The sequence below is a fragment of the Marinobacter sp. KMM 10035 genome, from assembly GCF_046537445.1.
Classification (GTDB): domain Bacteria; phylum Pseudomonadota; class Gammaproteobacteria; order Pseudomonadales; family Oleiphilaceae; genus Marinobacter; species Marinobacter sediminicola.
In genome coordinates, this window is the sequence record NZ_JBBVMG010000002.1 from 714,668 (window position 1) to 740,605 (window position 25,938).

The 25,938-nt window shown below is 54.5% G+C and carries 21 protein-coding genes; 10 read left to right on the top strand and 11 right to left on the bottom strand.

Translation table 11 applies throughout. The features are described from left to right. Positions 1-65: 65 nt before the first annotated feature. The 4 genes from AADB16_RS15190 to AADB16_RS15205 all read left to right on the top strand — a co-directional run bounded on the left by AADB16_RS15190 (position 66) and on the right by AADB16_RS15205 (position 4,406). Complete coding sequence (locus AADB16_RS15190) at positions 66-347, top strand: hypothetical protein (protein ID WP_410804479.1); 282 nt, start codon at positions 66-68, stop codon at positions 345-347. After that, positions 344-1,150, top strand: coding sequence for a PhzF family phenazine biosynthesis protein (locus AADB16_RS15195; protein ID WP_410804481.1), 807 nt, complete (start codon positions 344-346; stop codon positions 1,148-1,150). The genes AADB16_RS15190 and AADB16_RS15195 overlap by 4 nt, the downstream gene beginning before the upstream one ends. Positions 1,151-1,211: 61 nt before the next feature. Next, the gene (locus AADB16_RS15200; protein WP_410804483.1) at positions 1,212-2,405 is read left to right on the top strand and encodes an NAD(P)/FAD-dependent oxidoreductase; all 1,194 of its coding nucleotides are present in this window, start codon (positions 1,212-1,214) and stop codon (positions 2,403-2,405) included. Between the two features lie 234 nt (positions 2,406-2,639). After that, positions 2,640-4,406, top strand: a complete 1,767-nt coding sequence (locus AADB16_RS15205; protein WP_410804484.1) for an Ig-like domain-containing protein — start codon at positions 2,640-2,642, stop codon at positions 4,404-4,406. Between the two features lie 192 nt (positions 4,407-4,598). Here the strand turns inward: AADB16_RS15205 and AADB16_RS15210 are convergent, their stop codons facing one another. Together AADB16_RS15210 and AADB16_RS15215 are read right to left on the bottom strand one after the other, a co-directional pair. Next, positions 4,599-5,480 (bottom strand): universal stress protein, encoded by an 882-nt coding sequence (locus AADB16_RS15210; RefSeq protein WP_410804486.1) that lies wholly within the window; start codon positions 5,478-5,480, stop codon positions 4,599-4,601. A gap of 1 nt (position 5,481) precedes the next feature. Further along, entirely contained in the window at positions 5,482-6,969 is a 1,488-nt protein-coding gene (locus AADB16_RS15215) for a SulP family inorganic anion transporter (protein WP_309045268.1), read from the bottom strand. Between the two features lie 193 nt (positions 6,970-7,162). Between AADB16_RS15215 and AADB16_RS15220 the strand changes: the two genes are divergently transcribed. From AADB16_RS15220 to AADB16_RS15230, 3 genes are all read left to right on the top strand, one after another. Beyond that, positions 7,163-8,443, top strand: a complete 1,281-nt coding sequence (locus AADB16_RS15220; protein WP_410804489.1) for an MgtC/SapB family protein — start codon at positions 7,163-7,165, stop codon at positions 8,441-8,443. A 124-nt stretch (positions 8,444-8,567) separates the two neighbouring features. Beyond that, complete coding sequence (djlA, locus tag AADB16_RS15225; RefSeq protein ID WP_410804491.1) at positions 8,568-9,341, top strand: co-chaperone DjlA; 774 nt, start codon at positions 8,568-8,570, stop codon at positions 9,339-9,341. Between the two features lie 154 nt (positions 9,342-9,495). Next, entirely contained in the window at positions 9,496-10,965 is a 1,470-nt protein-coding gene (locus AADB16_RS15230; RefSeq protein WP_410804493.1) for an amidase, read from the top strand. Here the strand turns inward: AADB16_RS15230 and AADB16_RS15235 are convergent. The 4 genes from AADB16_RS15235 to AADB16_RS15250 form a co-directional block, all read right to left on the bottom strand. Further along, positions 10,956-11,879, bottom strand: a complete 924-nt coding sequence (locus AADB16_RS15235; RefSeq protein WP_410804495.1) for a diguanylate cyclase — start codon at positions 11,877-11,879, stop codon at positions 10,956-10,958. The genes AADB16_RS15230 and AADB16_RS15235 overlap by 10 nt on opposite strands. Then, positions 11,873-12,337, bottom strand: a complete 465-nt coding sequence (locus AADB16_RS15240; protein ID WP_410804497.1) for a 7TM-DISM domain-containing protein — start codon at positions 12,335-12,337, stop codon at positions 11,873-11,875. Before AADB16_RS15240 ends, AADB16_RS15235 begins: the two co-directional genes overlap by 7 nt. A 170-nt stretch (positions 12,338-12,507) precedes the next feature. Continuing rightward, entirely contained in the window at positions 12,508-15,594 is a 3,087-nt protein-coding gene (locus AADB16_RS15245; RefSeq protein ID WP_410804499.1) for an efflux RND transporter permease subunit, read from the bottom strand. A gap of 5 nt (positions 15,595-15,599) precedes the next feature. Continuing rightward, complete coding sequence (locus AADB16_RS15250) at positions 15,600-16,682, bottom strand: efflux RND transporter periplasmic adaptor subunit (RefSeq protein ID WP_410804500.1); 1,083 nt, start codon at positions 16,680-16,682, stop codon at positions 15,600-15,602. 334 nt (positions 16,683-17,016) lie between these two features. Between AADB16_RS15250 and ilvG the strand changes: the two genes are divergently transcribed. Continuing rightward, positions 17,017-18,717 carry an acetolactate synthase 2 catalytic subunit gene (gene ilvG / locus AADB16_RS15255; RefSeq protein ID WP_309045261.1) on the top strand — a complete coding sequence of 567 codons (1,701 nt, stop codon included), beginning with the start codon at positions 17,017-17,019 and terminating at the stop codon, positions 18,715-18,717. After that, positions 18,714-18,995 carry an ACT domain-containing protein gene (locus AADB16_RS15260; RefSeq protein WP_309045260.1) on the top strand — a complete coding sequence of 94 codons (282 nt, stop codon included), beginning with the start codon at positions 18,714-18,716 and terminating at the stop codon, positions 18,993-18,995. The genes ilvG and AADB16_RS15260 overlap by 4 nt, the downstream gene beginning before the upstream one ends. A gap of 47 nt (positions 18,996-19,042) precedes the next feature. On the opposite strand, the gene AADB16_RS15265 is transcribed toward AADB16_RS15260, so the two are convergent. From AADB16_RS15265 to AADB16_RS15285, 5 genes are all read right to left on the bottom strand, one after another. Then, positions 19,043-20,224, bottom strand: a complete 1,182-nt coding sequence (locus tag AADB16_RS15265) for a thiolase family protein (RefSeq protein WP_410804501.1) — start codon at positions 20,222-20,224, stop codon at positions 19,043-19,045. 18 nt (positions 20,225-20,242) lie between these two features. Then, complete coding sequence (locus tag AADB16_RS15270) at positions 20,243-21,394, bottom strand: acyl-CoA dehydrogenase family protein (protein WP_309045258.1); 1,152 nt, start codon at positions 21,392-21,394, stop codon at positions 20,243-20,245. Between the two features lie 25 nt (positions 21,395-21,419). After that, positions 21,420-22,181: an SDR family NAD(P)-dependent oxidoreductase gene (locus AADB16_RS15275; protein WP_309045257.1), complete on the bottom strand. Its 762-nt coding sequence runs from the start codon at positions 22,179-22,181 to the stop codon at positions 21,420-21,422. A 121-nt stretch (positions 22,182-22,302) separates the two neighbouring features. Further along, positions 22,303-23,490 (bottom strand): beta-ketothiolase BktB, encoded by a 1,188-nt coding sequence (bktB, locus tag AADB16_RS15280; RefSeq protein WP_410804504.1) that lies wholly within the window; start codon positions 23,488-23,490, stop codon positions 22,303-22,305. Positions 23,491-23,539: 49 nt separating this feature from the next. After that, entirely contained in the window at positions 23,540-24,682 is a 1,143-nt protein-coding gene (locus tag AADB16_RS15285; RefSeq protein WP_298450154.1) for an acyl-CoA dehydrogenase family protein, read from the bottom strand. A 147-nt stretch (positions 24,683-24,829) separates the two neighbouring features. Between AADB16_RS15285 and AADB16_RS15290 the strand changes: the two genes are divergently transcribed. Then, positions 24,830-25,843 carry an AraC family transcriptional regulator gene (locus tag AADB16_RS15290; protein ID WP_410804506.1) on the top strand — a complete coding sequence of 338 codons (1,014 nt, stop codon included), beginning with the start codon at positions 24,830-24,832 and terminating at the stop codon, positions 25,841-25,843. Positions 25,844-25,938 lie beyond the last annotated feature (95 nt).

The following is a 25,938-nucleotide window of genomic DNA, read 5'->3' on the forward strand; positions in this document are numbered from 1 at the left end:
TCTGTTATGGCTGTCAGTTCAGGAAGACAATAACAACATCGAAAATCAGAAGAAGGAGTTTCATCATGGGCATCGCAAACAGTCAGGCTCTGACCGCTACCCGAGGCAATCTTTTTGGCCTCAACCCGGGCGCTCCCGCACTGTACGGTGAAGACCTGAACACCAACCGCCAATGGCTGGAAGACCTCGGGTTTTCTGTACGCCAGTCAGGCCATAGGCACTGGGTAGTAACACACAGCAATCCATTGCCCGAGCTGCACTTTTACAGTGAGACTGAGCTGGCGCAGTTTGCCAGTTACAAAGGCCACCACTACGCTAAACACTTGCTCCCAGAGAACAGAACATGAATTACCCCATTTATCAGGTAGACGCCTTTACCAGCGAGATATTCAAAGGGAACCCTGCCGCGGTCATGCCGTTGGAGACGTGGCTTCCCGACGACACCATGCAGGCACTGGCCGCCGAGAACAATCTGGCAGAAACCGCATTCTTCGTGCGGGAATCCGGAACCAATGGTGCAGACTTTCATATTCGCTGGTTCACTCCCAGTGTTGAAGTACCTCTTTGCGGCCACGCTACTCTCGCCAGCGCCTGGGTAATTTTCAATAAACTGGGGTGGCAATCAGATGAAATACGCTTTGGTTCTCGCAGCGGTATTTTAGGCGTTCACCAAACCCCGGATAACTGGCTGATTCTGGACTTCCCGAACCTGAAAATTGAAGAACAGAACACACCACCAATCATTATCCAAGCACTGGATAGCGCGCCGGAAACGGCCTTTTACGTGCCGAATGACACCAATTACATGGTTGTTCTGGAAAACGAGGCAGCTGTGAAAGCGGCGCAGCCGGATATGCGAAAGCTCAAACAACTGGGCAATCAAGGCGTGATCATCACCGCACCCGGTGATACTGCCGACTTTGTCAGCCGGTACTTCGCGCCTGGCTCCGGAATTGATGAGGACCCGGTTACCGGCTCCATTCACAGTGTTCTGGTGCCCTACTGGGCCGAAAAGCTCGGCAAAACAAAGCTGGAGGCGCGGCAACTGTCTGCACGGGGCGGTCTATTACGCTGTGAACTGAAAGGCGATCGCGTTGCGATTGCCGGGCAAGCGGCTTTTTATATGGAAGGCACAGTTCATCTGGAATGAGCCATACAGCCGCCCTTAGGCTGGTATACTGCGCGCCACACAAACCAATCGGCGGGCAGTAATGACGGCAAGTTCCAGTAACCAGTACGATGTGATTATTATCGGTGCCGGCGCCGCCGGCCTGATGTGCGCCGCCACTGCCGGCTATCGTGGGCGCAAAGTGCTGGTAATCGATCACGCCAATAAGCCGGGGAAAAAAATCCTCATGTCCGGCGGCGGGCGCTGCAACTTCACCAATCTCAACAGCACGCCCGCAAACTTCCTGTCGGACAACCCACGCTTCTGTATTTCCGCCCTCAAGCGCTACACCCCCCAGCACTTTCTGGATCTTGTTGAGCGCCATGGCATTGAGCACGAAGAGAAAGCTGCCGGCCAACTATTCTGCAAAGACAGTGCGAAAGATATAGTCACCATGCTGCTCACTGAATGCGACTGGGCCGGAGCTGAAATCCGCATGAAAACCAGCGTGCAAAACATAGTGCAAGGCGATGACAGCTACCGCGTTAATACCAGTTCAGGCTCCCTGACCTGTGAATCTCTGGTCATTGCCTGCGGAGGCTTGTCCATCCCTACCATGGGCGCTACGGGATTCGGTTACGACATTGCCCGGCAGTTCGGGCTCACGATTTTACCCACCCGAGCCGGGCTGGTGCCTTTCACCCTGCACCCGGAACTGAAGCAACAGTTGGCGCCTCTATCCGGCGTAAGCTGCCCTGTTGATGCAGCCTGCAATAACCAGAACTTCCGGGAGCCCATGCTGGTCACACATCGAGGCCTGAGCGGGCCATCGATGCTGCAGATCTCCAGCTTCTGGCAGCCTGGCGACCCTCTGACCATCAACCTGCTACCAGATCGCAACATCCACGAAGATCTTCTGGCCCTGCGCAAACAGAAGCCGCAATCCACGATTGCCAACTACCTGGCTCAGCACCTACCCAAGCGCTTTGCGCAGGTATTCAACGAGATTTATGGCTGGCATGGCCCGCTTCAGGGCTACAGAAACAGTGACCTTGAACAGGTGTCAGACACGCTTGGGCATTGGACAGTCAAACCGGCTGGAACAGAAGGCTATCGAACCGCTGAAGTGACACTGGGCGGCCTAGATACGCGCCAACTTTCTTCAAAAACCATGGCAGCGCTAGAGCATCCAAACTTGTTTTTCATCGGCGAGGTCGTGGACGTAACGGGGCATTTGGGCGGGCATAATTTTCAATGGGCGTGGGCTTCAGGGGTGGCGGCCGGGTTGTCAGCATGATGCCTTCCATACCTTTATTAATTCCTCGACAACCAGAACGTTAAGGGCTGACTAGCCACTTGCAATTCTGACCGCGATTAACTCTACCCTCGCCAATTTGCCATTAAAATTTCGATCTACCCTTCCCTCGTTTGGGTGATACCTACCTATGAATTGGCTTGCTAACATCCGATAAGCAATAGGGTCAATTTTCAGGCACCGAAAGCTAAGGAAAACACACAAGAGGAAGGACACATGATCTCATCGGCGCAATCAGTTTACGTTCGAAAACCGGCATCTGAACTTGGTTACTTTCGCACTGTGCTTATCACATGCCTCGCAATACCAGGCTTGGTGGCCTGCGGCGGAGGCGGAGGCAGTGGCGGAGGCGATAACAGCTCACCGGATATAACCGTATCGGCCAGTACCGTTACACCGTTCCTGAACGGCAAGCATGAAGCAACTGTAAAAGCGACAACCAATGCCACAAATCCGACCTACGCCTGGACTGTCGAATCCCGTCCGGAAGGCAGCTACCTGCACAACAGTGGTATTTCGAATCGCGACAAGGCAGCAGCCAGCTTCACTACAGATGCTGTTGGTAGCTACGAATTAAAGGTAACTGTTAACGGGAATGTCAGCGATACGGTTACCCTGGAAGCTGACAACATCTGGCGCCCGTTAGCCGTCGATGACCTGCCGGATGGCGCAGTTTCTTATGGTTTGTCGCTCGCTACTGCTCCCAGTGGCGAGCCTTATGTTGGCCATCTTGGAAGAGTCGGTGGCGTTAATAACGGCCTTACAACCCTGAACTTTGACGGCATTAGCTGGCAAAACGTTGGCAGCGACAACTATGCTCACCTGGACTTATCTCTTGCCATTCACCCCGACGGAACCCCTTACCGAGCGTACTCTGACATCGCGACTAAAGGCGCTGTGCAAAAATTTGATGGTAACAGCTGGGTGTTGGTTGGTTCAGCTACCCTGGCCGCTGACGACGCGGCCCGTATTTCCTTGGACATCGCGCCGGATGGAACACTTTATCTTGCGTATCTTGATACGTCAGATGACAACAAAGTTGTTGTCCAGATGTTTGACGGCACTGCATGGAGCAAGGTTGGCGGCTCCGCCGCCAGTGGCAGAGATGCGGGATTCGCCTCCCTGGCCGTCGCTTCCGATGGCACCCCCTACATTGCTTTCAGCGACAGTTCCAATGCTAACAAAGCGACAGTCAAAAAGTATGATGGTTCCAACTGGGTGAATATTGGTATTGCCGGTTTCTCTCCGAGCGAGGCGGAGCATCTTTCATTGGCTATATCCCCGGTAGACGATACACCCTATCTCGCCTACGTTGATGCGAATGAGCAAAAAGGCGTGGTAGCCCGTTACCAGGGTACTAGCTGGTCACGGGTCGGTGGCGGTTACCTGCCAAACAGCCGTATCACGCGCGAACTCGCTCTGGCCGTGACACAGGACGGGCGTCCCATGGTCGCGTTCAGCGATGGATCTGCAAACGTTGACTTTAAAGCCCGGGTAATGCTGTATGACGGCACCGACTGGAACAATCTGGGTGAACCAGGCTTTTCATCAGACCGAGTGTCTTTTGTCAGGCTGGCGTTGCTACCGGACGACACCCCGCTCATCGCCTATGCTGTCTCTACCAGCGGGCAATCCAATAAAATGTTTGTACGCAAGCTGAGCACATTAGCACCTCAGGTAACCCACATCCTTCCGGGAAGAGGCGAGCGGCAGGTTGATAAAAGCACAAAGCTGACGGTTCGCTTTGATCGGGAAATGGATGAGACAACAACAATCAATAGCAGCAGCTATGTAATCCGGGATAGTAATGGAGTTGTTAATATCAACAGCATTCAATCCGGCCTGGGCAACATGACCGTCGAGCTTGAACCCGGCCGTGACCTTGTGGGTGAGGTGACGGTTACTCTGGAAGAAGATGAGATCCAGGATGTTGACGGCAAGAAGTTCAAAGGTATGAGCTGGCACTTCTGCATATCCTGCTAACGGCCTCTGCGCGGCATGAGTACTAAGGTATTACCCATGCCGCGCCCGGTATTCACAGTTCATACGAGCCAGTCGATAAAAGCTTGCCTTCAGCAAGCAGGAGACGGGATAGAAAACAGGAGTTAGAGCCAACAAAATGTATGCGGGGCCGTCAATTCAGCCGGACCCGCTTAAGGGGGGCGCTATGAACCTTTAGCGTAGAACAACCAAGGGCTTCTTTGCGGTTCTCAGCATAGTGGTTGTCGTACTGCCCACAAAGAACTGGCGTATGCGGGAGTGGCCGTAAGCACCCATTACCAAGATGTCGATATTCTGCTCTTCCTGATACTTGTGCAGCGCCTGCTCTACATCACCAGATAGGATGGTGAGAGTGATATCTGCTTCGAGTACTTCCAGCATCTGCTTTGCTTTTTCCAGCTGGCTTCTGCGCTCGGCGTTGTCAGTCCCGACCATCACCAGGTGCAAAGGCATACCCTTCAATACCGGGCTCCCCGCCAACAACTCAACACCTCTGAACGCCGTAGGGCTACCATCAAATGCAAGCATGGCAGTGCGAGGCATTGAGAAGGAATCTGGCACGAGCAGGATTGGCCGGTGCACACTACGGATCACCGTTTCGAGCTGGCTGCCGATGCCTGCGCCACTGTTGGAGCTGCTGTCACCTTGCAAGCCCATCACTACCAGCCGGGTTTCATCTTCAAGCGCCATCAGGGATTCGGTCAAATCACCGTGCCGCTGGCGTTTTTTAATGTCACTGATGCCTGCACTCTGCAACCGGTGAGCGGCTTCATCCAGCATGTGTTCACCGTGCTCAAGAGCCAGCTTGGCTCGCCTACGATCCAGCTGCGCAAGCTCACCCAGCAGTTGCTCACGACTACCCAGCCCAATATTCCCGGCCAGATCCGGCTCTGAAGGATAACGCTCCTGATCCAACACATGCAGGAGGGTCAGGGGTGAACCCATATGTTTGCTGGCCCAGGCCGCATAGTCGCAGACTGCCGGCGCCGCGGGTGAGCCGTCAATGCAGGCCACTACCTGCAGGCTGTCCTGGATGCTCTCAGTTGTATTTTGCATATTAATGGCTCATCAGCTGATCTATGCCTTCCGGCTTATCGTGCACGCCAAAACGGTCAACGATGGTGGCACTGGCCTGGTTCATACCAATCACTTCCACCTCTGCGCCGTCGCGGCGGAACTTGATAACCACCTTATCGAGCGCACCCACAGCGGTAATGTCCCAAAAATGCGCACGGCTAACATCTATGACCACTTTATCGACCACTTCACGGAAATCAAACGATGCAACGAACTTTTCCGAAGAACTGAAAAACACCTGGCCAGTTACCTTGTAGGTACGGGTGCCTGCTTCTTCATCAAGAGAGGACTTAACCTCCATAAAGTGACCAATTTTGTTGGCAAAAAACAGCGCCGCAAGCAGCACGCCGGCGAACACGCCCAATGCCAGATTGTGGGTCACAACCACAACGCACACAGTGACCAGCATCACTATATTGGTAGAAACAGGGTGGGTTTTCAGGTTGCGAATGGAGTCCCAGGAGAAGGTACCGATAGACACCATGATCATTACTGCCACCAGTGCAGCCATTGGGATCTGCACCAGTATGTCGTCCAGCACTACGATCATCACCATAAGGAACACGCCCGCTGTGAACGTGGAAAGCCGCCCGCGCCCCCCGGATTTTACGTTGATAACGGATTGCCCAATCATCGCGCAGCCAGCCATACCACCAAACAGGCCAGATCCGATGTTGGCGATGCCCTGCCCCCGACACTCGCGGTTACGATCACTTTCCGTATCCGTCAGATCGTCAACAATGGTGGCGGTCATCATGGATTCCAGCAAACCCACAACAGCCAGCGGAATGGAATACGGAAGGATGATCATCAAGGTTTCAAGAGTAAGGGGAACATCTGGCCAGAGAAAAATTGGCAGCGTGTCGGGCAATTCACCCATGTCGCCCACTGTGCGTACGTCGATATTGAACATTACCGCCACAATCGTGAGCGACACGATGCATACCAACGGCGAGGGCACGAGTTTTCCCAACTTGGGCACATAGGGGAACAGATAAATAATACCCAGCCCAGCTGCAGTCATGGCGTATACATGCCAGGTTACGTTCGTGAGCTCCGGTAGCTGAGCCATAAAGATCAGGATAGCCAAGGCATTCACAAAACCAGTTACCACTGAACGGGACACAAACCTCATCAAGCCGCCCAGTTTCAGCCAGCCAGCCACTATTTGAATCACACCTGTGAGCAGCGTGGCGGCCATCAGGTACTCCAGACCGTGCTCCCTGACCAAGGTGACCATCAGCAGCGCCATGGCACCGGTTGCTGCCGAGATCATGCCCGGGCGGCCGCCTACAAACGCAATGATCACGGCAATACAGAAGGAAGCGTAGAGCCCGACTTTAGGATCGACTCCGGCGATGATCGAGAAGGCAATCGCTTCCGGAATCAGCGCAAGGGCAACTACGATCCCGGCGAGCAAATCGCCCTTAATATTGGAAAACCATTCGGCTTTCATTGTATTTACCATAGCTTTAGGTACCCGGAAATTTGCGCAGATTAATGACCAAGGGATTGCCGTTACATGAATTGCGAATTACGGCAAAATAAAGGGCGCGAATTCTACCAAAATACCGCTTCCGGCGTAAGGGCGCCTGTTCTCTCAGTCTTGCTGACTGCTATGATCACGGCAACACCCACCAAAAAATGAGCTACCTTCGTTCATGGATGACGTTGCATCCCAGTTTCTGGCTTCAAATGAGACCACGCTTAACCTTGCGGTGGCACTTCTTTTGGGGGCCATCATTGGCCTGGAGCGGGGCTGGGGCTCCCGCGAACAGAAACCCGGCGAACGCATAGCCGGCATTCGAACCTTTTCTCTTATCGGTCTTTTGGGCGGCATATCTGCGGTTCTGGCAGAGGAAATCACTGTCTGGGCGTTTCCTGTGCTTCTTCTGAGCGTTGTAGCGATGGCCATTGTGGCCTACAGCGAGCGGCTTGATCACATCCGCAACTTCAGCATTACCGGCATGGTCAGCATGGTGCTTACCTTCTGCTTCGGTGCCATAGCCGTGGCCGTCGACCCGGTGATAGCGACAACCGCTGCTGTGATTACTGCCATTATCCTGGATAACAAGGACGAAATTCACGGCTGGGTGCACAAGCTGAAAGCCCACGAGCTGGATGCTGCACTCAAACTGCTGGTTATTTCAGTGGTTATGCTGCCACTGCTACCGAACGAGCCTATGGGGCCTGGTGGCGTGCTCAATCCCCGGGAAATCTGGTGGATGGTGGTGATGATTGCGTCCATATCCTTCGTGGGTTATTTCGCCATGCGGATGGTCGGTACCAGCAAAGGGATTCTGTTTACCAGCCTGTTTGCCGGCTTGAGTTCATCCACCGCCCTGACCCTGCACTTTGCCCGCCAGGCCGGCAAACACCCTGCCCTGAATGCGCAATTTGCCACCGGTATTCTGATTGCCTGCGGCACCATGTTCCCGCGCATCCTTGTTTACTGCTTCGTCATCAATAGAGACTTGCTGCCGAGTCTGGTCTGGCCCGTGGCCATTATGACAGTGCTGCTTTATGTGCCGGCACTCATCATCTGGCGCAAGAATTACGAAACCGGCAAGATCAGCCAGCCAACGCTTAGCCAAAACCCGCTCGATCTGAAATCCGCGGTGGTTTTCGGCATGCTGCTGACGGCTATTCTGCTACTGGGGGACTTTCTGAAAGACTGGCTGGGCGATACCGGTATTTATATGCTGGCTGCCACCTCCGGCGTTGCGGATGTTGATGCTATCACCCTGTCCCTCACCCGCATGTCCAACAATGGCTTGGCGATGGATGCTGCGGTGCTCGGTATCGTGATTGCTGCGGCCACCAACAATCTGGTCAAATCCGGTATGGCATGGGTGATCGGTAACCGACAGATAGGGCTCTACGTGGCGGGTCCCATGCTGCTCTCGCTGGGCGCGGGACTTTTGGTAGCCTGGTTGCAATAACCGTACTACCGCCAGTCCGCTTTCCAGAAGAAATCGAACGGCTGGATGAAAGCCTGTTCATGAATATCCTCTAAAAAACACGTATATTCTGTGGTCTGATCCATTATCCCCTAAGGACGTTTTAATGCTGTTTGCGATGATCATTGGTGGTTTGATTGGTTACAGCTTTGGCAAGTTTCCCGGATTTTTAGTGGGTGCTGCTCTGGGCGCTTTTCTGCTTAACCGCGCTAAAAGCCGCCTGATTGGCAAACTTCAAGGTATTCAATCCGGTTTTATTGAATCTGTGTTTGCCGTTATGGGTGCTCTATGCAAGGCCGATGGCATTGTCTCGAAAGACGAAATTCAGATGGCCGAAGCCATGTTTGTGCGCTTTCGTTTGAACGAAGCCCAGAGAGAAACCGCAAAAGCCGCGTTCAGTCGGGGTAAGGCCGCAGATTTTGATCTGGATGCGGAGCTGAACCACTTTTTGAGCATCAGCGGGCGGCAACCGGCTTTTCTGCAAATGTTTCTCCAGGTACAGGTTTCGGCAGTAGCCGCAGATGGCGTAGTGCATCCGGCAGAGCACGAAATGTTGGTTCGTATAGCCCGCGGACTCGGCCTGCCTGAGAGCCAGGTAGACCAACTGGAAGCCATGCTGCGCGGCGCGCACGCGGGTCAGGCCGGCGGCCAACGCTCTACGGCCCAGCAAACCGATGATGCCTACAAGGTTCTGGGTGTAACGCCATCAATTAGTGATGCAGAACTGAAAAAGGTGTACCGCAAACTAATGAGCGAGAACCACCCAGACAAGCTTGCAGGAAGGGGTCTTCCAGAGAGCATGCGCGAAATGGCAGAAGAGCGCACACAGGAAATTGCCAACGCCTACGATGTTATCAAGCAGTCCCGGGAAAATTCCTGACCGCTCACCACGTTCATACAGGCCCGTCGAATCTGGCGGGCTTGTAAACTCATACCTGAAATGACATGTCCTCAGGTTTTACCTTCGAGTAAAGTATGGCTCCCGAACAGCAGCATGCAGCGAGCTGCCAGACATTAAGGCGGAGATGCCTCGGATGCCAGCTTCTGACTCCCCTCAGACCGCCAATACATTTACCAACGATGCCCTCGGGAACAGTGATGCGACTGCCCTGGCAGAGCGAATCCGCCGCCGGGAGGTATCGGTAACTGAAGTAACCCAGGCCGCCATCGATAGATTGCACAAGGCTGAACCACTGGTTCACGGCGTTGTTGCAGAACGCTATCAACAGATGCTGGAAGCCGCTGCCAAACTGGATAGGCAACCTGATCTGGCGAATGCACCGTTTTTTAGTGGTGTACCCACCTTTATCAAAGACAACACCAATGTAGCGGGACTACCAACTCGTCAGGGCTCAGCCGCGGTGCCTGCTGGATACCTCGTAAAGCACACGAGCCCCTTCGCGGAACAGATGTTGGCCCAAGGCTATCTCTGCATGGGAAAAACCACCATGCCAGAGTTCGGATTTAACGCTTCAACAGAGCCGGTTCATGATGCCCCCACTCGAAACCCCTGGAATCTGGCTTATTCCAGCGGAGCCTCGTCAGGTGGCGCGGCAGCACTCGTGGCAAGCGGTGCCGTTCCCATTGCCCACGCCAACGACGGCGGCGGTTCCATTCGAATTCCTGCGGCCGTTTGTGGCCTCATTGGACTCAAGCCGTCCCGCGGGCGTGTGATCGAAAACGATGCCTCAAAATCGCTTCCCATTGATATTCTCAGTGATGGTGTAGTCACGCGCACCGTTCGGGATACGGCCAACTTCATCTATGAAGCGGAGCGCTATTACCGCAACCCGAAATTGCCAGTCATTGGCAAAGTAGAAGGCCCATCTGGCAAGCCAATGCGGATTGGCTTCGTTATAGACTCCATTAACGGTCACAAAACCGACGACACAACACGGCAGGTTGTTGAAGCCACTGCGCGAAGACTGGAAGCCCAGGGCCACCATGTTGAGCCGGTGGACACGCCTGTAAACTCGAGCTTTCCCGATGACTTTGCGATGTACTGGGGGCTGCTGGCCTTTGGCATGAAGCTCAACGGGCGCAAAATAACGCACCCGGGTTTTGACAAACGGCAGGTAGACGGTTTGACTCAGGGCCTGGACAAAATGTTCAAGCGAGGCTTCTGGAAGATGCCGGCAGTGCTGTGGCGGTTACGCCGCGCCAGGTTCGAGTTTGCGGAGGCCATGTCTACCTACGATGCGGTGCTGACACCGGTTCTGGGACACACTACTCCAAAACTGGGCCACCTGAGCTCAAAAGTGCCTTTTGACATACTGTTTGAACGCCTGACTCAATATGCCAACTTCTCCCCACTGGCAAACGTTACCGGCACGCCGGCCATATCAGTCCCCATGGCAATGACATCAGAGAATCTGCCGGTTTCGGTACAGCTTATGAGTAAATTCGGGGATGAGCGCACGCTGTTGGAGCTTGCATTCGCCCTGGAGTCCAAGTTCTCACCCTGGACTTTTCCGGTGAACACTGCGGAATACAGTCACGCCTGAGTATTGATGGCTAGCGTCGCGTCCTCGCTGGGCGCGGCCCAGGCCACAACACAATTACGGCCATTGGCCTTGGCCTGATACAGAGCTTCATCCGCCCTGCTGAAAAGCGTCTCTGTGGCATCTGCACTGGCTGGTAGCTCAGTACACACTCCCACACTGACGGTGAGATGGAGTGTTTGGCCGGATAGCTGAAATGCCATAGCTGCTACCGCTTTTCGGATGCGCTCGGCAACATCGAGAGCGCCTTTGTGTGGTGTGTTTGGCAGTAGCACAACAAATTCCTCACCACCATAACGGGCGGCCAAATCCTGTGGCCGGGTAACCAACTCGCGTACACACTGGGCAACCATCTGCAGGCAATCATCACCTACCAGATGGCCGTGGTTATCGTTGAATTGCTTGAAGTGATCAATATCCAGCACCAACAGCGAGAGGGGTTCCTGGTAACGATAGGCATGCACAACCGCAGATTGAAACACCCGATCAAAGTGACCACGGTTTTTGAGCTCAGTCAGCGCATCCGTAGAACTTAACTCAAGTAGCTGCTCGTTCAGGCGTTCAAGATCGCGCGTACGCTCCCGCACTCTTTCCTCAAGTAACACGTTCGCTTCACGCTGAATATCCAGAGTTTTAGCTTGGGCGAGCCTGGCTTTACGCTCCTCAAGCAAAGCACCCTGCTGGGCTTCGAAAACCCGTTTCTTGTCTTTGTTGAGGCGGTCTGCCAAAGCGATTGACAGTAAAATAACCCCAAGAGCTGAGCCAACCTGTGTGGCATTCTCGGTCAGCAAGTTACGCGGCAACATGGTGAACTTGTTCATCGCCAGCACAATGCCACCGAACAACAAGAACACCCAGGCGAAGGTATAGTAACGTGCGGCCGGATCTTTTTTGACCCAGCGGACAATACTCAGCAACAACAGGGTGGTGCAAGTGTAATGGGCAGAACGAAATTGCGGTGCAGGATGGGGCGATCGTAAAACGGTTGTTTGTCGCCCAATACCAGGGCCGTCTGGCTCCCATCGCCCGGGCTGATATACACCTCGATGTAGTCGAGAACCGGATAGCCAATTTCAAGAAAAGTGTTAGCTTCACTGCTGGTGGCGTTTTCAAGGGCCACGCGAAACCAGTAGATCTGTTTGCCATATCCCAGATTAACGCTGTCGCTGCCATTACGCGTCCAGGCGTCCTCGCTTAAGCGGACAACGTGACCAATGTCGATAGCGTCTTCTGGTTCTTGCCAATAATCAACGAAACGAGACAGCTCCACCCGCTTGGAATATTCACTCCATATAGCGGCCTGCTCCGCAGAAAAAGCCGTCACGGACGTCAAAAACATGAGTAGCAGGCAAAATAATCTGAAGTCTCGTTTCAAAGCTGGCTCCAATCCTACGCTGGCTTGTGCGTCGCTAAACGCTACTGAAGTAGTATGGTCGCAGAATCGGGCATTTACCTGCATTTACTACCAAATGGAGCAAATCAACAAAAATGGATACAAATCCCTACAGCTTTGCACAACTTTACGATCAAATCGTGCCGGGCACCCTATTCTGAAGTCCGAAAACGTTGGATTTTTCGGCGCAAGGCCTCCCCTACCCGATCACCCAGCACCAGCATCGCCGGAGTCAGCAGCAACGTCAGAATGGTAGCAAATGCCAGGCCTCCGGCAATGGCACTGGAAAGCTGCGCCCACCACTGCGTTGACGGTGCCCCCAGCCCGAGCGACGGCGTCAGCAGATCAACGTTGACGCTCAGAACCATGGGCATCAACCCGAGTACAGTCGTAACAGCGGTGAGGAGTACCGGGCGTAAACGCAGGCAACTGGTTTCCAATGCCGCTTCGTACGCGGCCATTCCGTCTTTCTTCATCTGATTGTAGGTGTCGATCAGAATGATGTTGTTGTTCACCACAATGCCCGCGAGCGCGATAATACCCATGCCCACCATTACGATGCCAAAGGACTGGCCGTTCAGCAGCAAGCCCAGAAGCACCCCCGCGGTAGAAAGGACAATCGCAGAAAGAATCAGGAAACTCTGATACAGCGAGTTGAACTGGGTAACCAGAATAAGCAGCATCATGGCAATCGCAATCAAAAATGCACTTACAAGAAAGTTAGATGCCTGCTGTTGGTCTTCGTTTTCACCGGCAAACTTGACCGATACGCCATCTGGCGTTTCAGGAAGTTTGGCTTGCAAGGCTTTCAACAAGCTGTCTACTTGCTCTCCTGGCCCAATATCCGACTTGATGGTGACCGTACGCTGGCCATCTACTCGGGCAATGCTGCCGGTCTTGTTTCCGGGTTGCAGATCAAGAAACTGCGAAAGAGGCACCTGCCCCCGCGCTGTGTTGATGGTCTGGCGCTGCAAGTGATCCAGTTCGCGCCAGTTGCTGGGAACCCGCACAACAATGTCCACTTCGTCTCGCACATCTTCAGGCCGATAGGTAGCCAGCACCAAACCATTGGTAACCAGGCGCACAGCACTTCCAATACTCAACACATCGGTTCCAAAACGGGCAGCGGCTTCACGATCCACCTCAAGACGCCATTCAATGCCAGGTAGGCTGCGGTCATCTTCAATGTCTACAAACCCGCCTATAGCGCGCATCTGATTCTCAATCTGATCCACATACCCATTGAGTTTGCTGCTATCGCGGCTACTGATCAAAAGCTCTATCGGCTTGCCGCCAGCCGGGCCATTTTCCTGCTTGCGAAATTCCAGCTCGATACCTGGAATATCCTCGGTGCGGGCGAGGAAATCATCCAGAATGGCGCTGGCGGGGCGGCGGGTGAACCAGTCCGTAAACTGAAACTGAAGCACCCCGATTACATCCGGCGCCATCTGAGTGCTGGCGTTCAGCATTGATCGCGCATACACCGCTTTTACTTCCGGCATGCCCTGCAACCGGCCTTCAACCTGTCGCACTATGGCATCCCTTTCCAGAACAGACAGGTCACCCCGGGCACGAACCTGGACCTGAGCCGAATCCGGCTCCACGCTGGGGAAAAACTCAATGCCGTAATTGAACTTGCCATAGGCGATATAGATCACCACAACCACGCCCAGCACACCTAACAAAGTGAGGCCGGGATGAGACAGGAGTTTGGAAAGCAATGTGCGGTAGCCATGCATCATTCGACCGCTTTCACTGACCGTGCGGGCGCGACGGCCACCACTCACGCCACCCAATACCGGCAAAAACACCAGCGCCATGGCGAGAGATGCAATCAGGCAGATAATCACGGTAATAGGCAGGAATTTCATGAACTCGCCTACTACCCCAGGCCAAAACAGGAGCGGGACAAACACCGCCAGCGTTGTTGCCGTCGAAGCAATAATTGGCCAGGCCATGCGGCTTGCCGCCTCTGCCCAAGCGCTTTTTACAGTGTGTCCTTCAGACAGGTTTCGGTCTGCCAGCTCAGATACTACGATCGCCCCGTCCACCAGCATGCCCGCGACCAGAATAAGACTGAACAGCACCACGATATTGAGGGTGAGACCCATGGACCAGATAACCAGGATGCCTGTCAGGAAGGCACCAGGAATGGTCAGCCCTACCAACAAGGCTGAACGCGGCCCCATGGCAGCAATGATCACAATAATAACCAGCACAATGGCAGTCAGTACGTTGTTGAGCAGATCGCTCAGCAGGTCGCGCACCTCATCAGACTGATCCATGATGTAGCGCACTTCCAGGGCTTCCGGCAGGAGCGGTTGTGCCCGGGCAATCAGATCACGTACCTGAGCCACGGTTTCAATAATATTAGCGCCACTGCGCTTGGATACTTCCAGCACAAGTGCCGGCTCCCCATTGATGCGCGCAAACCCGGTCGGGTCTTTGAAGGTGCGCTGTAACATAGCGACGTCTCCAAAAGTCACCACCGTATCGCCATCAACCTTAAGGGGCATGGACATAACATCTTCAATATTCTCGATAACACCCGGCACTTTCAGGGTCATACGACCATTGCCGGTATCCAGCGACCCTGCCGCTACCAACTGGTTGTTTCGAGTGACCAAGCTGCCAAGCTGGTCGAAATCTACGCCATAGCCCTCCAGCACCTGGGGGTCCACTACAATTTCAAGCAAATCTTCCCGGTCGCCGCCAATATCAACTTCCAGCACCTCGGGAATTGCCTCGATGGCATCCTGCAGCCCACGGGCAACCGTAATCAGCTCTCGCTCAGACAGCGGCCCCGACAGGCCAATGGAAAGCACAGGGAACAGAGACACGTTGATTTCATTTACGCTTGGCTCGTCGGCCTCCCGGGGGAGCTTGCTACGGGCAGTATCCACGGCCTCGCGAACGTCCTGCAGGGCTGTGTCCGGGTCGAACCCGGCATCGAATTCCAGCATTACCGAAGCGTGCCCTTCAGAGGCGGTACCGCGCATTTCCTTTACGCCTTCCAAAGAACGCAGTTCCTGCTCCATAGGGCGAACCAGCAGTCGTTCTGCATCTTCCGGGCTTATACCCTCCAGGGCCATGGAAACGTAAATCATGGGAATGGTAACGTCGGGATTGGCCTCCCGGGGAATAATCTGGAACGCCGCAATGCCGCCAAGTGTCAGGAAAAAAAGCGTAAGCAGAGTGGTGCGGCTGCGATCTATGGCCGCAAAAATAAGTGCGCGCATACGGCTCAGCCCCGCTCTTCGGAAGCGTCTACAGGCTCGACTTGCTCGCCCTCATTAACAAAACCCGCACCACGGGTAATCAGGCGAGTCTCATCCGGCAAGCCCGTAACCCAGGCGCCGTCAGTGGACACACTGAGCAATTTCACCGTACGAAAAACGACCCTGTTTTGGTCATCAACGTACTTCACCCCCGGGCGCCCATCATCCCCAAGGGTGAGGTAAGCCGGGGAAATAAACGTGGCCTGGACCTCCTCCAATGCAACACGAAGGTTGGCGCTACCGCCAGCTATACGTTTTTGATCGGGATTTTCCACAGCGATCTCTATGGCAAAGCTTCGTGTCTCAGGGTTTGCAGCACTCGCGACAAATGTAACTACACCATCCAGAGTTTCTCCATCCAAAGGGCGCACCCTTACCTTCTGGCCCGGCGCCACCTGAGCAACGGATTGCTGGGGTATCTGTCCCTTGGCTTTGAGCCTGTCGATTCGAACCAATTCATACAAGGGCGAACTAACCTGGACCAGGCTGCCGGTCTCAACTTCCTTGCGGTTTACCACTCCATCAAACGGTGCTCTGGGTCTTAGATGGGCAACCGCAAGCTGTGCACCCTCCAACTCCGCTCGGGCAGCCGCAAGGTCACTTTCCACACCAAGGGTTTCAGACTGCGATGCAAGATTTTTGGAACCCAGTCTTCGTACTGCAGCCAGATCACCTTCCAGTTTTTTAACCCGTGCCTGCCAACGTTGCACTCCCGCACCCCGGCCATCTTCGGATAAGGTTAAAAGTACGTCTCCGGTCTTTACCGAGTCGCCAAGCTCCGCCGCAATCGTTTCAACTGTGCCGGTGACCCGCGCACTCACCATTACGGAACTCCAGGGTTCCAATTGACCCTGAAGCAAAAGCCCTGGCTCATATAACTGAGCATTGAGTGTTGTAACCTGAACTCGCGTGCGCTCTTGTTGTGCAGCTTCGGGCTCTAGGGGGGCTTCGGTACTTGCGACTTTCACCTCGCCTGTCGCCATCCAGATAATCAGGGCAATTACAACGATCACAGACAGTCCCAGCGAACTCCATTTTACTTTGCTCATTAAATACCTACATAGCCTGCATTTGGTGAACCATGGCCCGAAAACGACGCTAACGAGAAAATAAAAGGTCGAAACGGTTGCAACCTGATCAAATCGTGGGGTAGATTCTACACAGATTCCTTTTGCTAATTCAGGCCAGAATGTCGTTTTTATGAACATCAACTCAGTAATTATTCTCGCAATGCTCGTCCTGGTGGTAGTGATACCTTCCGGGGGATTTTGCGTGGATAAGCGGGTGAGATAGCGACAAACCTGACAAAAACACCAGAAACCCCCGGCACCGCAAGGTCCCGGGGGTTTCTTTTTTACGGAAGAAAAAACAGGAAATATAACGATGAACGGCGCACAGCATATTCTTCAAGCGTTCCACCACCACAACATCGAAACCGTTTTTGGTTACCCCGGTGGCTGCATCATGCCGCTATACGATGCACTGGTGGATGATGTGAGCGTTGAGCATGTGCTTTGCCGCCATGAACAAGGCTGCGCTTTGGCTGCCGACGGCTATGCTCGGGCCAGCGGGAAGCTGGGGGTGTGCATTGCCACATCCGGCCCCGGTGCTACCAACCTGATAACCGGCGTTGCCAACGCATACCAGGATTCAATCCCCATGTTGGTTATCACCGGCCAGGTTCCCTCGGCGCTGATCGGAACCGATGCCTTTCAGGAAACCGATGTGTTGGGAATGACCCTTGGCATCGTCAAGCACAGCTACCTGATTGAAACTGCAGACGAGTTGCCCGGCATTCTTGAAGAAGCCATAGAGTTGGCGCAAAACGGACGACCCGGGCCGGTGTGGATTGATATTCCGAAAGATGTATTGCTGACGGAGACAACGGCTGCGCCCACCAGAGCAACTGCGCAGCCACAAGCAACCAGCCCTGATCTCAGCAGCGCAATCGCTCTGTTGCGCGATGCTCGCAAACCACTGCTATACAGTGGCGGTGGCATCAGCCTGGCCCATGCAGAAGACCGCTTCCGGGAATTTACCAAGTGCTCAGAGTTGCCAGCCGTAGTAACGCTGAAGGGAATTGGAAACGCCGGCAAACACAGCGCTTACAATCTGGGCATGCTGGGGATGCATGGTTCTCGCGCTGCCAACCGGGCCGTGGATGAATGTGATCTGCTTCTGGTTATCGGCGCCCGCCTGGACGACCGCGCCACCGGCAAACTGGACGGATTCGCCCCGAATGCCCGCACGATTCACATTGACGCCGATGCGGCGGAATTCAACAAGCTCCGCAATGTGGATATCGCGGTTCGTGGCGACCTGAACAGCATTCTGAACGAGCTAACCAAAAGCCTCACAGACGCACCCTTAGCGATCAGCGACTGGCGTAAACAGTGCCAGACCTGGCGCACCACGGGTGGGTTTCAGGCGGCGGACAACGAAGAACCATTGGCACCCATTACCGGCCCGGCCTTCATCAGCCAGCTTTCCCGCACGGCACCGGACGACACGGTCATTGCCTGTGACGTTGGCCAGCACCAGATGTGGGTTGCCCAGCACTATCAGTTTGACCGCCCCCGACATCACCTGACCAGCGGTGGCCTTGGCACTATGGGCTTTGGTTTGCCCGCAGCGATTGGCGCTCAATTTGCGAACCGCAACAGCACCGTCATCAATGTAACCGGCGATGGTTCCTTCATGATGAACGCTCAGGAGTTGGCCACCATTCGCCGGTACGATCTGCCCGTTAAGTTGATCATTATGGATAACCAGTGTCTGGGCATGGTTCGCCAACAACAGGAGCTGTTCTATAACAACCGGGAAAGCCATATCAACCTGGACGACAACCCGGATTTTGTGGCCATGGCTCGAGCCTTCGACATCCCTGCCCTGAAGATTGATCGCACCGATCAGGTTCGACGCGGCATCGAAACCATTTTGGCCTATAGCGGCCCCATGCTGCTGCACGTAGCCATTGCCCGGGAAGAAAACGTTTGGCCGATCGTAAAGCCAGGTGGAAGCAACAAGGAAATGATTGATGAAACCCGCCGCACCGCAGCGGACAAAAAGGAGAAAATCGCATGACCACTGAGAGCAGCTGTACAACGCCCAGCTACAACATTACTTGCAGGATGAGCCACGAAGCGGCTGCGCTCGAGCGCCTGTGCCAGGTGGTTCGCGTTCGTGGTTTCAGGATTGCACAAATGGCAGTAGATTCAGCAGACGGAGCGCTGAACATCGCCCTGACAATTCAGGGCACACGCCCAGTTGCCATGCTTCAGTCTCAGCTGGAAAAGCTGCATACGGTAGCGGAGGTAAAGCTTGCTGCGCCGGTGGTGGCGGCCGCCAGTCGTATCGCCTGACATAGAAAGCCGGTGTAGCGCCACACTTGCGCTACACCGGCTTTCTATCAGAGAAGCTCTACAGCAACGGCCGTGGCTTCACCACCGCCGATGCACAGAGACGCCACTCCACGCTTCAACCCTTTCTGTTTCAGGGCGTTGATGAGCGTAATTATAATACGTGAACCTGATGAGCCAATGGGGTGCCCAAGTGCACAAGCGCCCCCGTACACGTTCACCTTCTCAGCATCGAGTCCCAACTCATTAATCGCCAGCAAAGAAACCACTGCAAAGGCTTCGTTGATCTCGTAGAGATCCACATCGTCTTTGCTCCAGCCGGCCTTTTTCAAAACCTTTTCAACCGCACCGATGGGTGCAAGCGTGAACTCCGCTGGTAACTGGGCGTGAGTCGCGTGGGCAACAATCCTGGCCTGAGCAGTCAAACCACGGGCTTTTGCTTCTTCCGCGGACGCCAGTACCAGAGCCGATGCACCATCACTGATGGAACTGGCGTTGGCAGCCGTGACTGTGCCGTCTTTTTTAAAGGCCGGTTTCAGTGTGGGGATTTTCTCGGGGCGAGCATTTCCAGGCTGTTCATCAACGCTCACTTGGGTATCGCCACCACGGCCGGATACGGTAACCGCGCAGATTTCCGGTTCGAACCAGCCATTGCTGATGGCCGCGTTGGCGCGCTCCAGAGACCGAATGGCAAAGTCGTCCATCTGCTCGCGGGTGATCTTGTAATCGTCTGCGCTCTTTTGTGCGAACACACCCATCAGGCCGCCTTCGTAGGCATCTTCAAGGCCGTCGAGGAACATGCTGTCCATCACCTGTCCGTGGCCCATCCGCATACCGCCGCGCGCTTTCGGTAACAGGTATGGCGCCTGGCTCATATTCTCCATGCCGCCAGCAACCATAATATTGTTGGTGCCTGCTTTAATCTGATCATGAGCCATGATCACGGCTTGCATACCGGAGCCGCACATCTTGTTCACAGTAGTGCAACCGGAGCTGTCTGGAATACCTGCACCACGGGAAGCCTGGCGAGCTGGCGCCTGCCCCAAACCGGCAGGCAATACGCAACCCATGACCACTTCCTGAACATCCACAGGCTTCAGCCCACTGCGCTCAATGGCTGCTTTGATGGCAGTAGCCCCCAACTCCGGAGAGCGTACAGAGCTCAGCGAGCCCATCATGCCGCCCATAGGTGTTCGGGCAGACCCGGCAATCACAACGCTGTTATTGCTCATATTCAAACCTCACTGATTTCAGCCTCTACCCAGAACGGAGCGGGCAATGATTTCTTTCATGACTTCTGAAGTACCGCCGTAAATACGCTGTACCCGGGCATCCATGAATGCGCGGGAAATCGGATATTCCGTGGTATAGCCATAACCGCCGAACAGCTGCAAACAGCCATCCGCCACACGGCATTGCATTTCCGTGGCGCTGTACTTGGCCATGGAAGCTGTAGCAGCATCCAACTCACCCGCTTCGTATTGGCTGATGCACTGGCTCACGAATGCCTTGTTAACCTGATAATCGGTTTCCATGCGGGCTATTTCAAAACGGGTGTTCTGTAGTTGCGCCAGTTTCTGGCCGAACAGCTCTCGCTCCTGGGAGTAGGCAATGGTCAAATCCAAAGCGCCTCTGGCTGCTGCTACGCCCAGCGCGCCGATAACCAGGCGCTCCCGTGGCAGCTCCTGCATCAGGTAGGCAAAACCTTTGCCCTCCTGCCCTACCAGTGCGGTGGCAGGAACGCGCATATCTGAAAAGAACAGTTCGGAGGTGTCGCCACTGTGCTGGCCGATCTTGCCGATGTTACGGCCTTTGCTGTATCCCGGCAGGCTGGTGTCTACCAGAAACAGGCTGATGCCTTTGGCGCCGGCAGCCGGGTCAGTCTTCGCCGCAACAATCACCATGTCCGCATGCTGGCCATTGGTGATGAAGGTTTTCGAACCATTGAGGATATAGTCGTCGCCGTCTCGCACCGCGCTTGTGCGCATGGCCTGCAGATCACTGCCGGCACCCGGCTCGGTCATGGCAATGGCGCCAACCACTTCGCCCGACACCATTTTGGGCAGCCACTGCTGCTTTTGCGCTTCGCTGCCCAAATGGCTGATGTAGGGGGCGACGATATCCGAATGCACCATTACATTGGTGGAGAGCGCACCAAACCCCATGCGGGCCAGCTCTTCGCCCACCACCACGGAGTATTGGAAAGGCGCCCCGCAGCCGCCGCAATCTTCAGGAATATCCACACACAACATGCCGGCATTGCCGAGGGTATTCCAGAGTTCACGGGGCACAAGGCCGGATTTCTCCCAGGCCTCGTAATGGGGCGCAACTTCTGTTTCCAGAGCCTTGATGACAGACGCTCTGAACAGATCGAGCTCTTCCTGATCCACTGAGTTGGTCATTGCGCTCTCCTGTATTTAATCGGATTTATCTGGGTGCCATGCGCAGTGCGCTGTCCAGCCGGATGGTTTCGCCATTCAGAATAGGGTTACGCACCATCTGATCCACCATCATGCCGAACTCTTCGGGCTTACCCAGGCGCTGGGGGAACGGCAAAGTTGCCGCCAGGCTGTCCTGCACTTCTTGCGGCATGCCAGCCATCATGGGTGTCATGAACAAGCCTGGTGCAATGGTGTTCACACGAATGCCTTCGCGCGCCAGCTCACGGGCCGACTGTATGGTCAAGGCAACAACACCACCCTTGGAGGCGCTATATGCTGCCTGCCCGATCTGCCCTTCGTAAGCGGCGACCGAGGCCGTGTTAATAATCACTCCGCGCTCACCGTCTGCGTTAGGTTCGCGTTGGGCCATATCGGCAGCCGCCAGCCTCAAAATATTGAAGGTGCCGATCAGGTTGATCTGAATAACCTTACTGAAGTTCTCCAGCGGCATAACACCGTCACGACCGAGGATTTTACCCGCCCAGCCAACACCCGCGCAGTTGACAGCAATGCCACACAAGCCGTGGGCTTCACGGGCTGTTGCCAACGCAGCTTCTGCACTTTCAGCTGAACTCACATCGCAGTGCACAAAGATTCCGCCAATGTCTGCAGCCACTTTCTCGCCCTGCTCTTTTTGCAGGTCGAAGACTGCTACTTTGCAGCCAGCAGCCGCCAATGCGCGGGCTGCGCCCTCGCCAAGTCCTGAGGCTCCACCTGTCACAATGGCCGGTACATTATTGAATTCCATCAACTTCTCCCTTCGTTTCGGGGTTTTAATCGGCAGCTATTGGCTAAATTGGGCCAGCTCACGCTTTACGTTAACGTAAACTGTACCCAATTCAGCCTTAAAAAGAAATCCGACTGATTGATCAATTAATGCGCTCAATAATCAACGCAATACCTTGGCCACCACCAATGCACATGGTGATCAGGCCGTAGCGGCCACCGGTGCGCTCAAGCTCGGCCATGGTTTTAACGATAAGGATGGAACCGGTAGCACCCACAGGGTGACCCAGAGCAACCGCACCACCATTCGGGTTCACTTTATCTGCGGGCAAGCCAAGCTCCTTGCTAACCGCCAGTGCCTGGGCTGCAAAAGCTTCGTTGGACTCGATCACATCCAGATCTGCCACGCTGAGACCTGTTTTCTCCAACACAGTTCGTACCGCCGGGATCGGGCCAAGGCCCATTACGCTGGGGTCTACCCCGGCAAAGGCATATCCCACAATACGTGCACGGGCTTTCAGGCCGCGCTTTTCGGCTTCAGCTGCGCTGGTCAGCACCATGGCTGCCGCACCATCGTTAATGCCCGACGCATTGCCCGGCGTAACTATGCCGTCTTTGGCAAAGGCCGGTTTCAAGCCTGAAAGGCTTTCAGCTGTAGTGCCTGCACGCACGTGCTCATCCTGCTCAAAAACGACTTCCTTGCGACCCTGTTTGACAGTTACCGGCACAATCTGCTCTTTGAAGTAACCGTTCTCAATGGCCTGGCTCGCACGACGGTGGCTTTCTGCTGAGAAGGCATCCAGATCTTCACGGGTTAAACCGTACTTTTCGGCAATACGCTCAGCCGTCATGCCCATGTGGCCGCTGCTAAACGGGTCGGTGAGGGTTCCCAGGGTCATATCAACCGCTTTCCCGTCACCCATGCGCAGGCCTTTGCGAACGTTGGGCAGCACATAGGCACCCTGGCTCATGCTTTCCGCACCACCAGCCAGTGTAATCTGGCTATCGCCCATCATGATCATCTGAGCGGCACTGATAACCGACTGAACGCCAGAACCACAGAGGCGGTTTACGTTGAATGCAGCAGATCCTTTCTGCAGGCCAGAGTTCAGGCCTATGTGGCGAGCTACATAAGCATCCGCGGGGCCAGTGGGGATAATATGGCCGAATACCGAATGGTCGATATCTTCTGCAGGCACGCCTGAACGGCTAATAGCTTCTTTGGCTGCGCAAGTTCCAAGCTCAGCCGGGGTCAAAGAGCTCAGGCTACCGCCAAAACCGCCAATCGCGGTGCGAGCACCGTCGAGAATGACAACATCAGTAAGTTTCATTGATCGTTCCTCAAGATTTGGATGACTGGAATTCCACAGAGCGCATAATCTATTTGCCCAGCATGGAGCGGGCAATCACTTCTTTCATAATTTCCGAGGTGCCGGCGTAGATTGTCTGCACGCGGGCATCCACAAAAAATCGCGACACAGGGTACTCCACGGTATACCCGTAGCCACCAAATAGCTGCAAGCACTCATTGGCGATATCGCACTGCATTTCCGTGAGCATCAGTTTGAGAATGGCAGCTTCCGTTGGCCCCATTTCACCGTTCAGGTAGTTCCCGATGCACTGGTTCAGATAGGCTTTTCCTACTTCAAGCCGCGCTTTCGCTTCGGCCAGCTTGAACCGAGTGTTCTGAAAATCCGCAACCCGTTGACCAAACGCATGCCGCTCTTGCACATAGTCCAGAGTCAACGCCAGTACACCCTCAGTTGCGCCCACCGCTTGGGCAGCCACACCCAGACGTTCGCGGGGCAACTCTTGCATCAGATAGGCAAAGCCCTTGCCTTCCTCGCCAAGCAGTGCGTCGTGGGGCACCACCAGATCAGAGAAAAACAGCTCTGCCGTATCGCTGGCATGCTGGCCTATTTTACGGATGCCTTTACCACGGGAGAACCCGGGCAGGCTGGCATCCACAAGGAAGAGAGAGACGCCCTTGGCGCCGGCTTGAGGGTCGGTTTTGGCACACACTATCACCAGCTCCGCCTGCAAACCGTTAGTGATAAACACCTTGGCACCATTGATGACATAGCCATCATCTGTGCGCTGCGCGGTGGTGCGCATAGCCGCCAGATCACTGCCTGCACCCGGTTCTGTCATGGCAATTGCACTGAGAATGTCACCCTGGATCATTCCCGGGAGATAGCGTTCTTTCTGGGCGTCCGTACCAAGATGCAAAATATACGGCATGACTATATTGGCGTGGATGTTATAGCCACCGGCCAGGCCACCAAAACCCTTACGAGCTATTTCAGAGATCGCCAGCTGTGAGATTTCGAAACTGGCAGCTGCGCCTCCGTACTCTTCCGGCATATCAATACCAAGCATGCCGGCTTGCCCCAGCGTATTCCAAACCGGGCGTGGAATAGCAGATTGCTCCTCCCACTCGTCATAATGCGGTGCAATTTCCTTATCAAGAACCCGGTTGATCATTTCATGAAACAGCGCGGTATCGTCTTGGTGTCCGGACATAGGTAACCTCTCAAGTAGCCATGCTAGCAAACCGGTTAGTCGTCTGATTATTCAGGCAGCCAACCATTTAAAGGGTTATCCTGCTCTTCGGGAATGGCTGTACAAGCCGAAAAAATTGACACAATGCGCACTTGATCAACGGTAGACATGCCCAAATCGCAATCTGTAGCCCACATCGCGAACCACTACCTCCAGGCCTCAATCCGCGGCGCCGAAAGGCAGGGGTTGAGCAAAGGTACACTGCTGGCTAGCGCCGGGATTCCTAATGGATGGCTGAATAAACCCGAGAAGCTGATTACGGAACAACAGCTCACCCAGCTTATTAAGAGCGTGTGGCGGGCAACCCGCGATGAGTTCCTGGGGTTATCCACCAGCCCCTGCAAAAACGGCACCTTCGCATTGATGGCCGACTACTGCCTTGATTCCGCTTCCCTCGGGGCAGTGCTTCGCAAAAGTGCCCGGGTTTACAGCATCGCCTGCAATAATGTCGACATAGGTTTGAGAGAAAGCGACAGCAACAAACTGGTGTTTTTCCGCCTTAGCCTCGAAGATGCCAGCCAGGATACAGACCACATGCTGCAGGAATTCCTGCTTCTTATGTGGCAAAGATTCACATGCTGGTTGGTGGATCAACAGATCCCATTTGCTACAACCTGCTTCAGTTATCCCGCGCCGAAACATGTTAACGAGTATCGCGCCATGTTCCCGACTGAATTACAGTTTGAAGAATCGGTGTGCGGCTTTTCTTTACATGAAAAATACCTGCAACTGCCGATCACCCGGAGCGAAGCAGAGCTGGAAACCTTTTTGAAGGAAGCTCCAGCCTACATTTTGCACAGACCCGACAACGACGACAGCCTGCGAAACCGTGTACGCGCCTTGCTCGCAAACCAGAGCCTGAACAACATGCCCAGCCTGGGTGAAATTGCAGAGCTATTGCACATGACACCCAGAAGCATAGGCCGTAAGTTACAGGAAGAAGGCACCTCGCTGCGCCTGATCAAAAACAGCCTGCGGAGAGAGTACGCCATAAAACTCATGAGCACAGAAAACCTGAGTGTGGCGGACATCAGTGAACGGGTCGGTTTCTCGGAAACCGCCTCATTCTGCCGTGCCTTCAAGCGCTGGACGGGCAAGTCCCCCTCTCAATGGGCTGACTAGCAACCATGTAACAAACACATCTACTTGGCTGATTGGGTCAATTTTTTCGACCTGACAGGTCATTCCCCAAACCAGCGCTTCTTTGAGTTAATGCC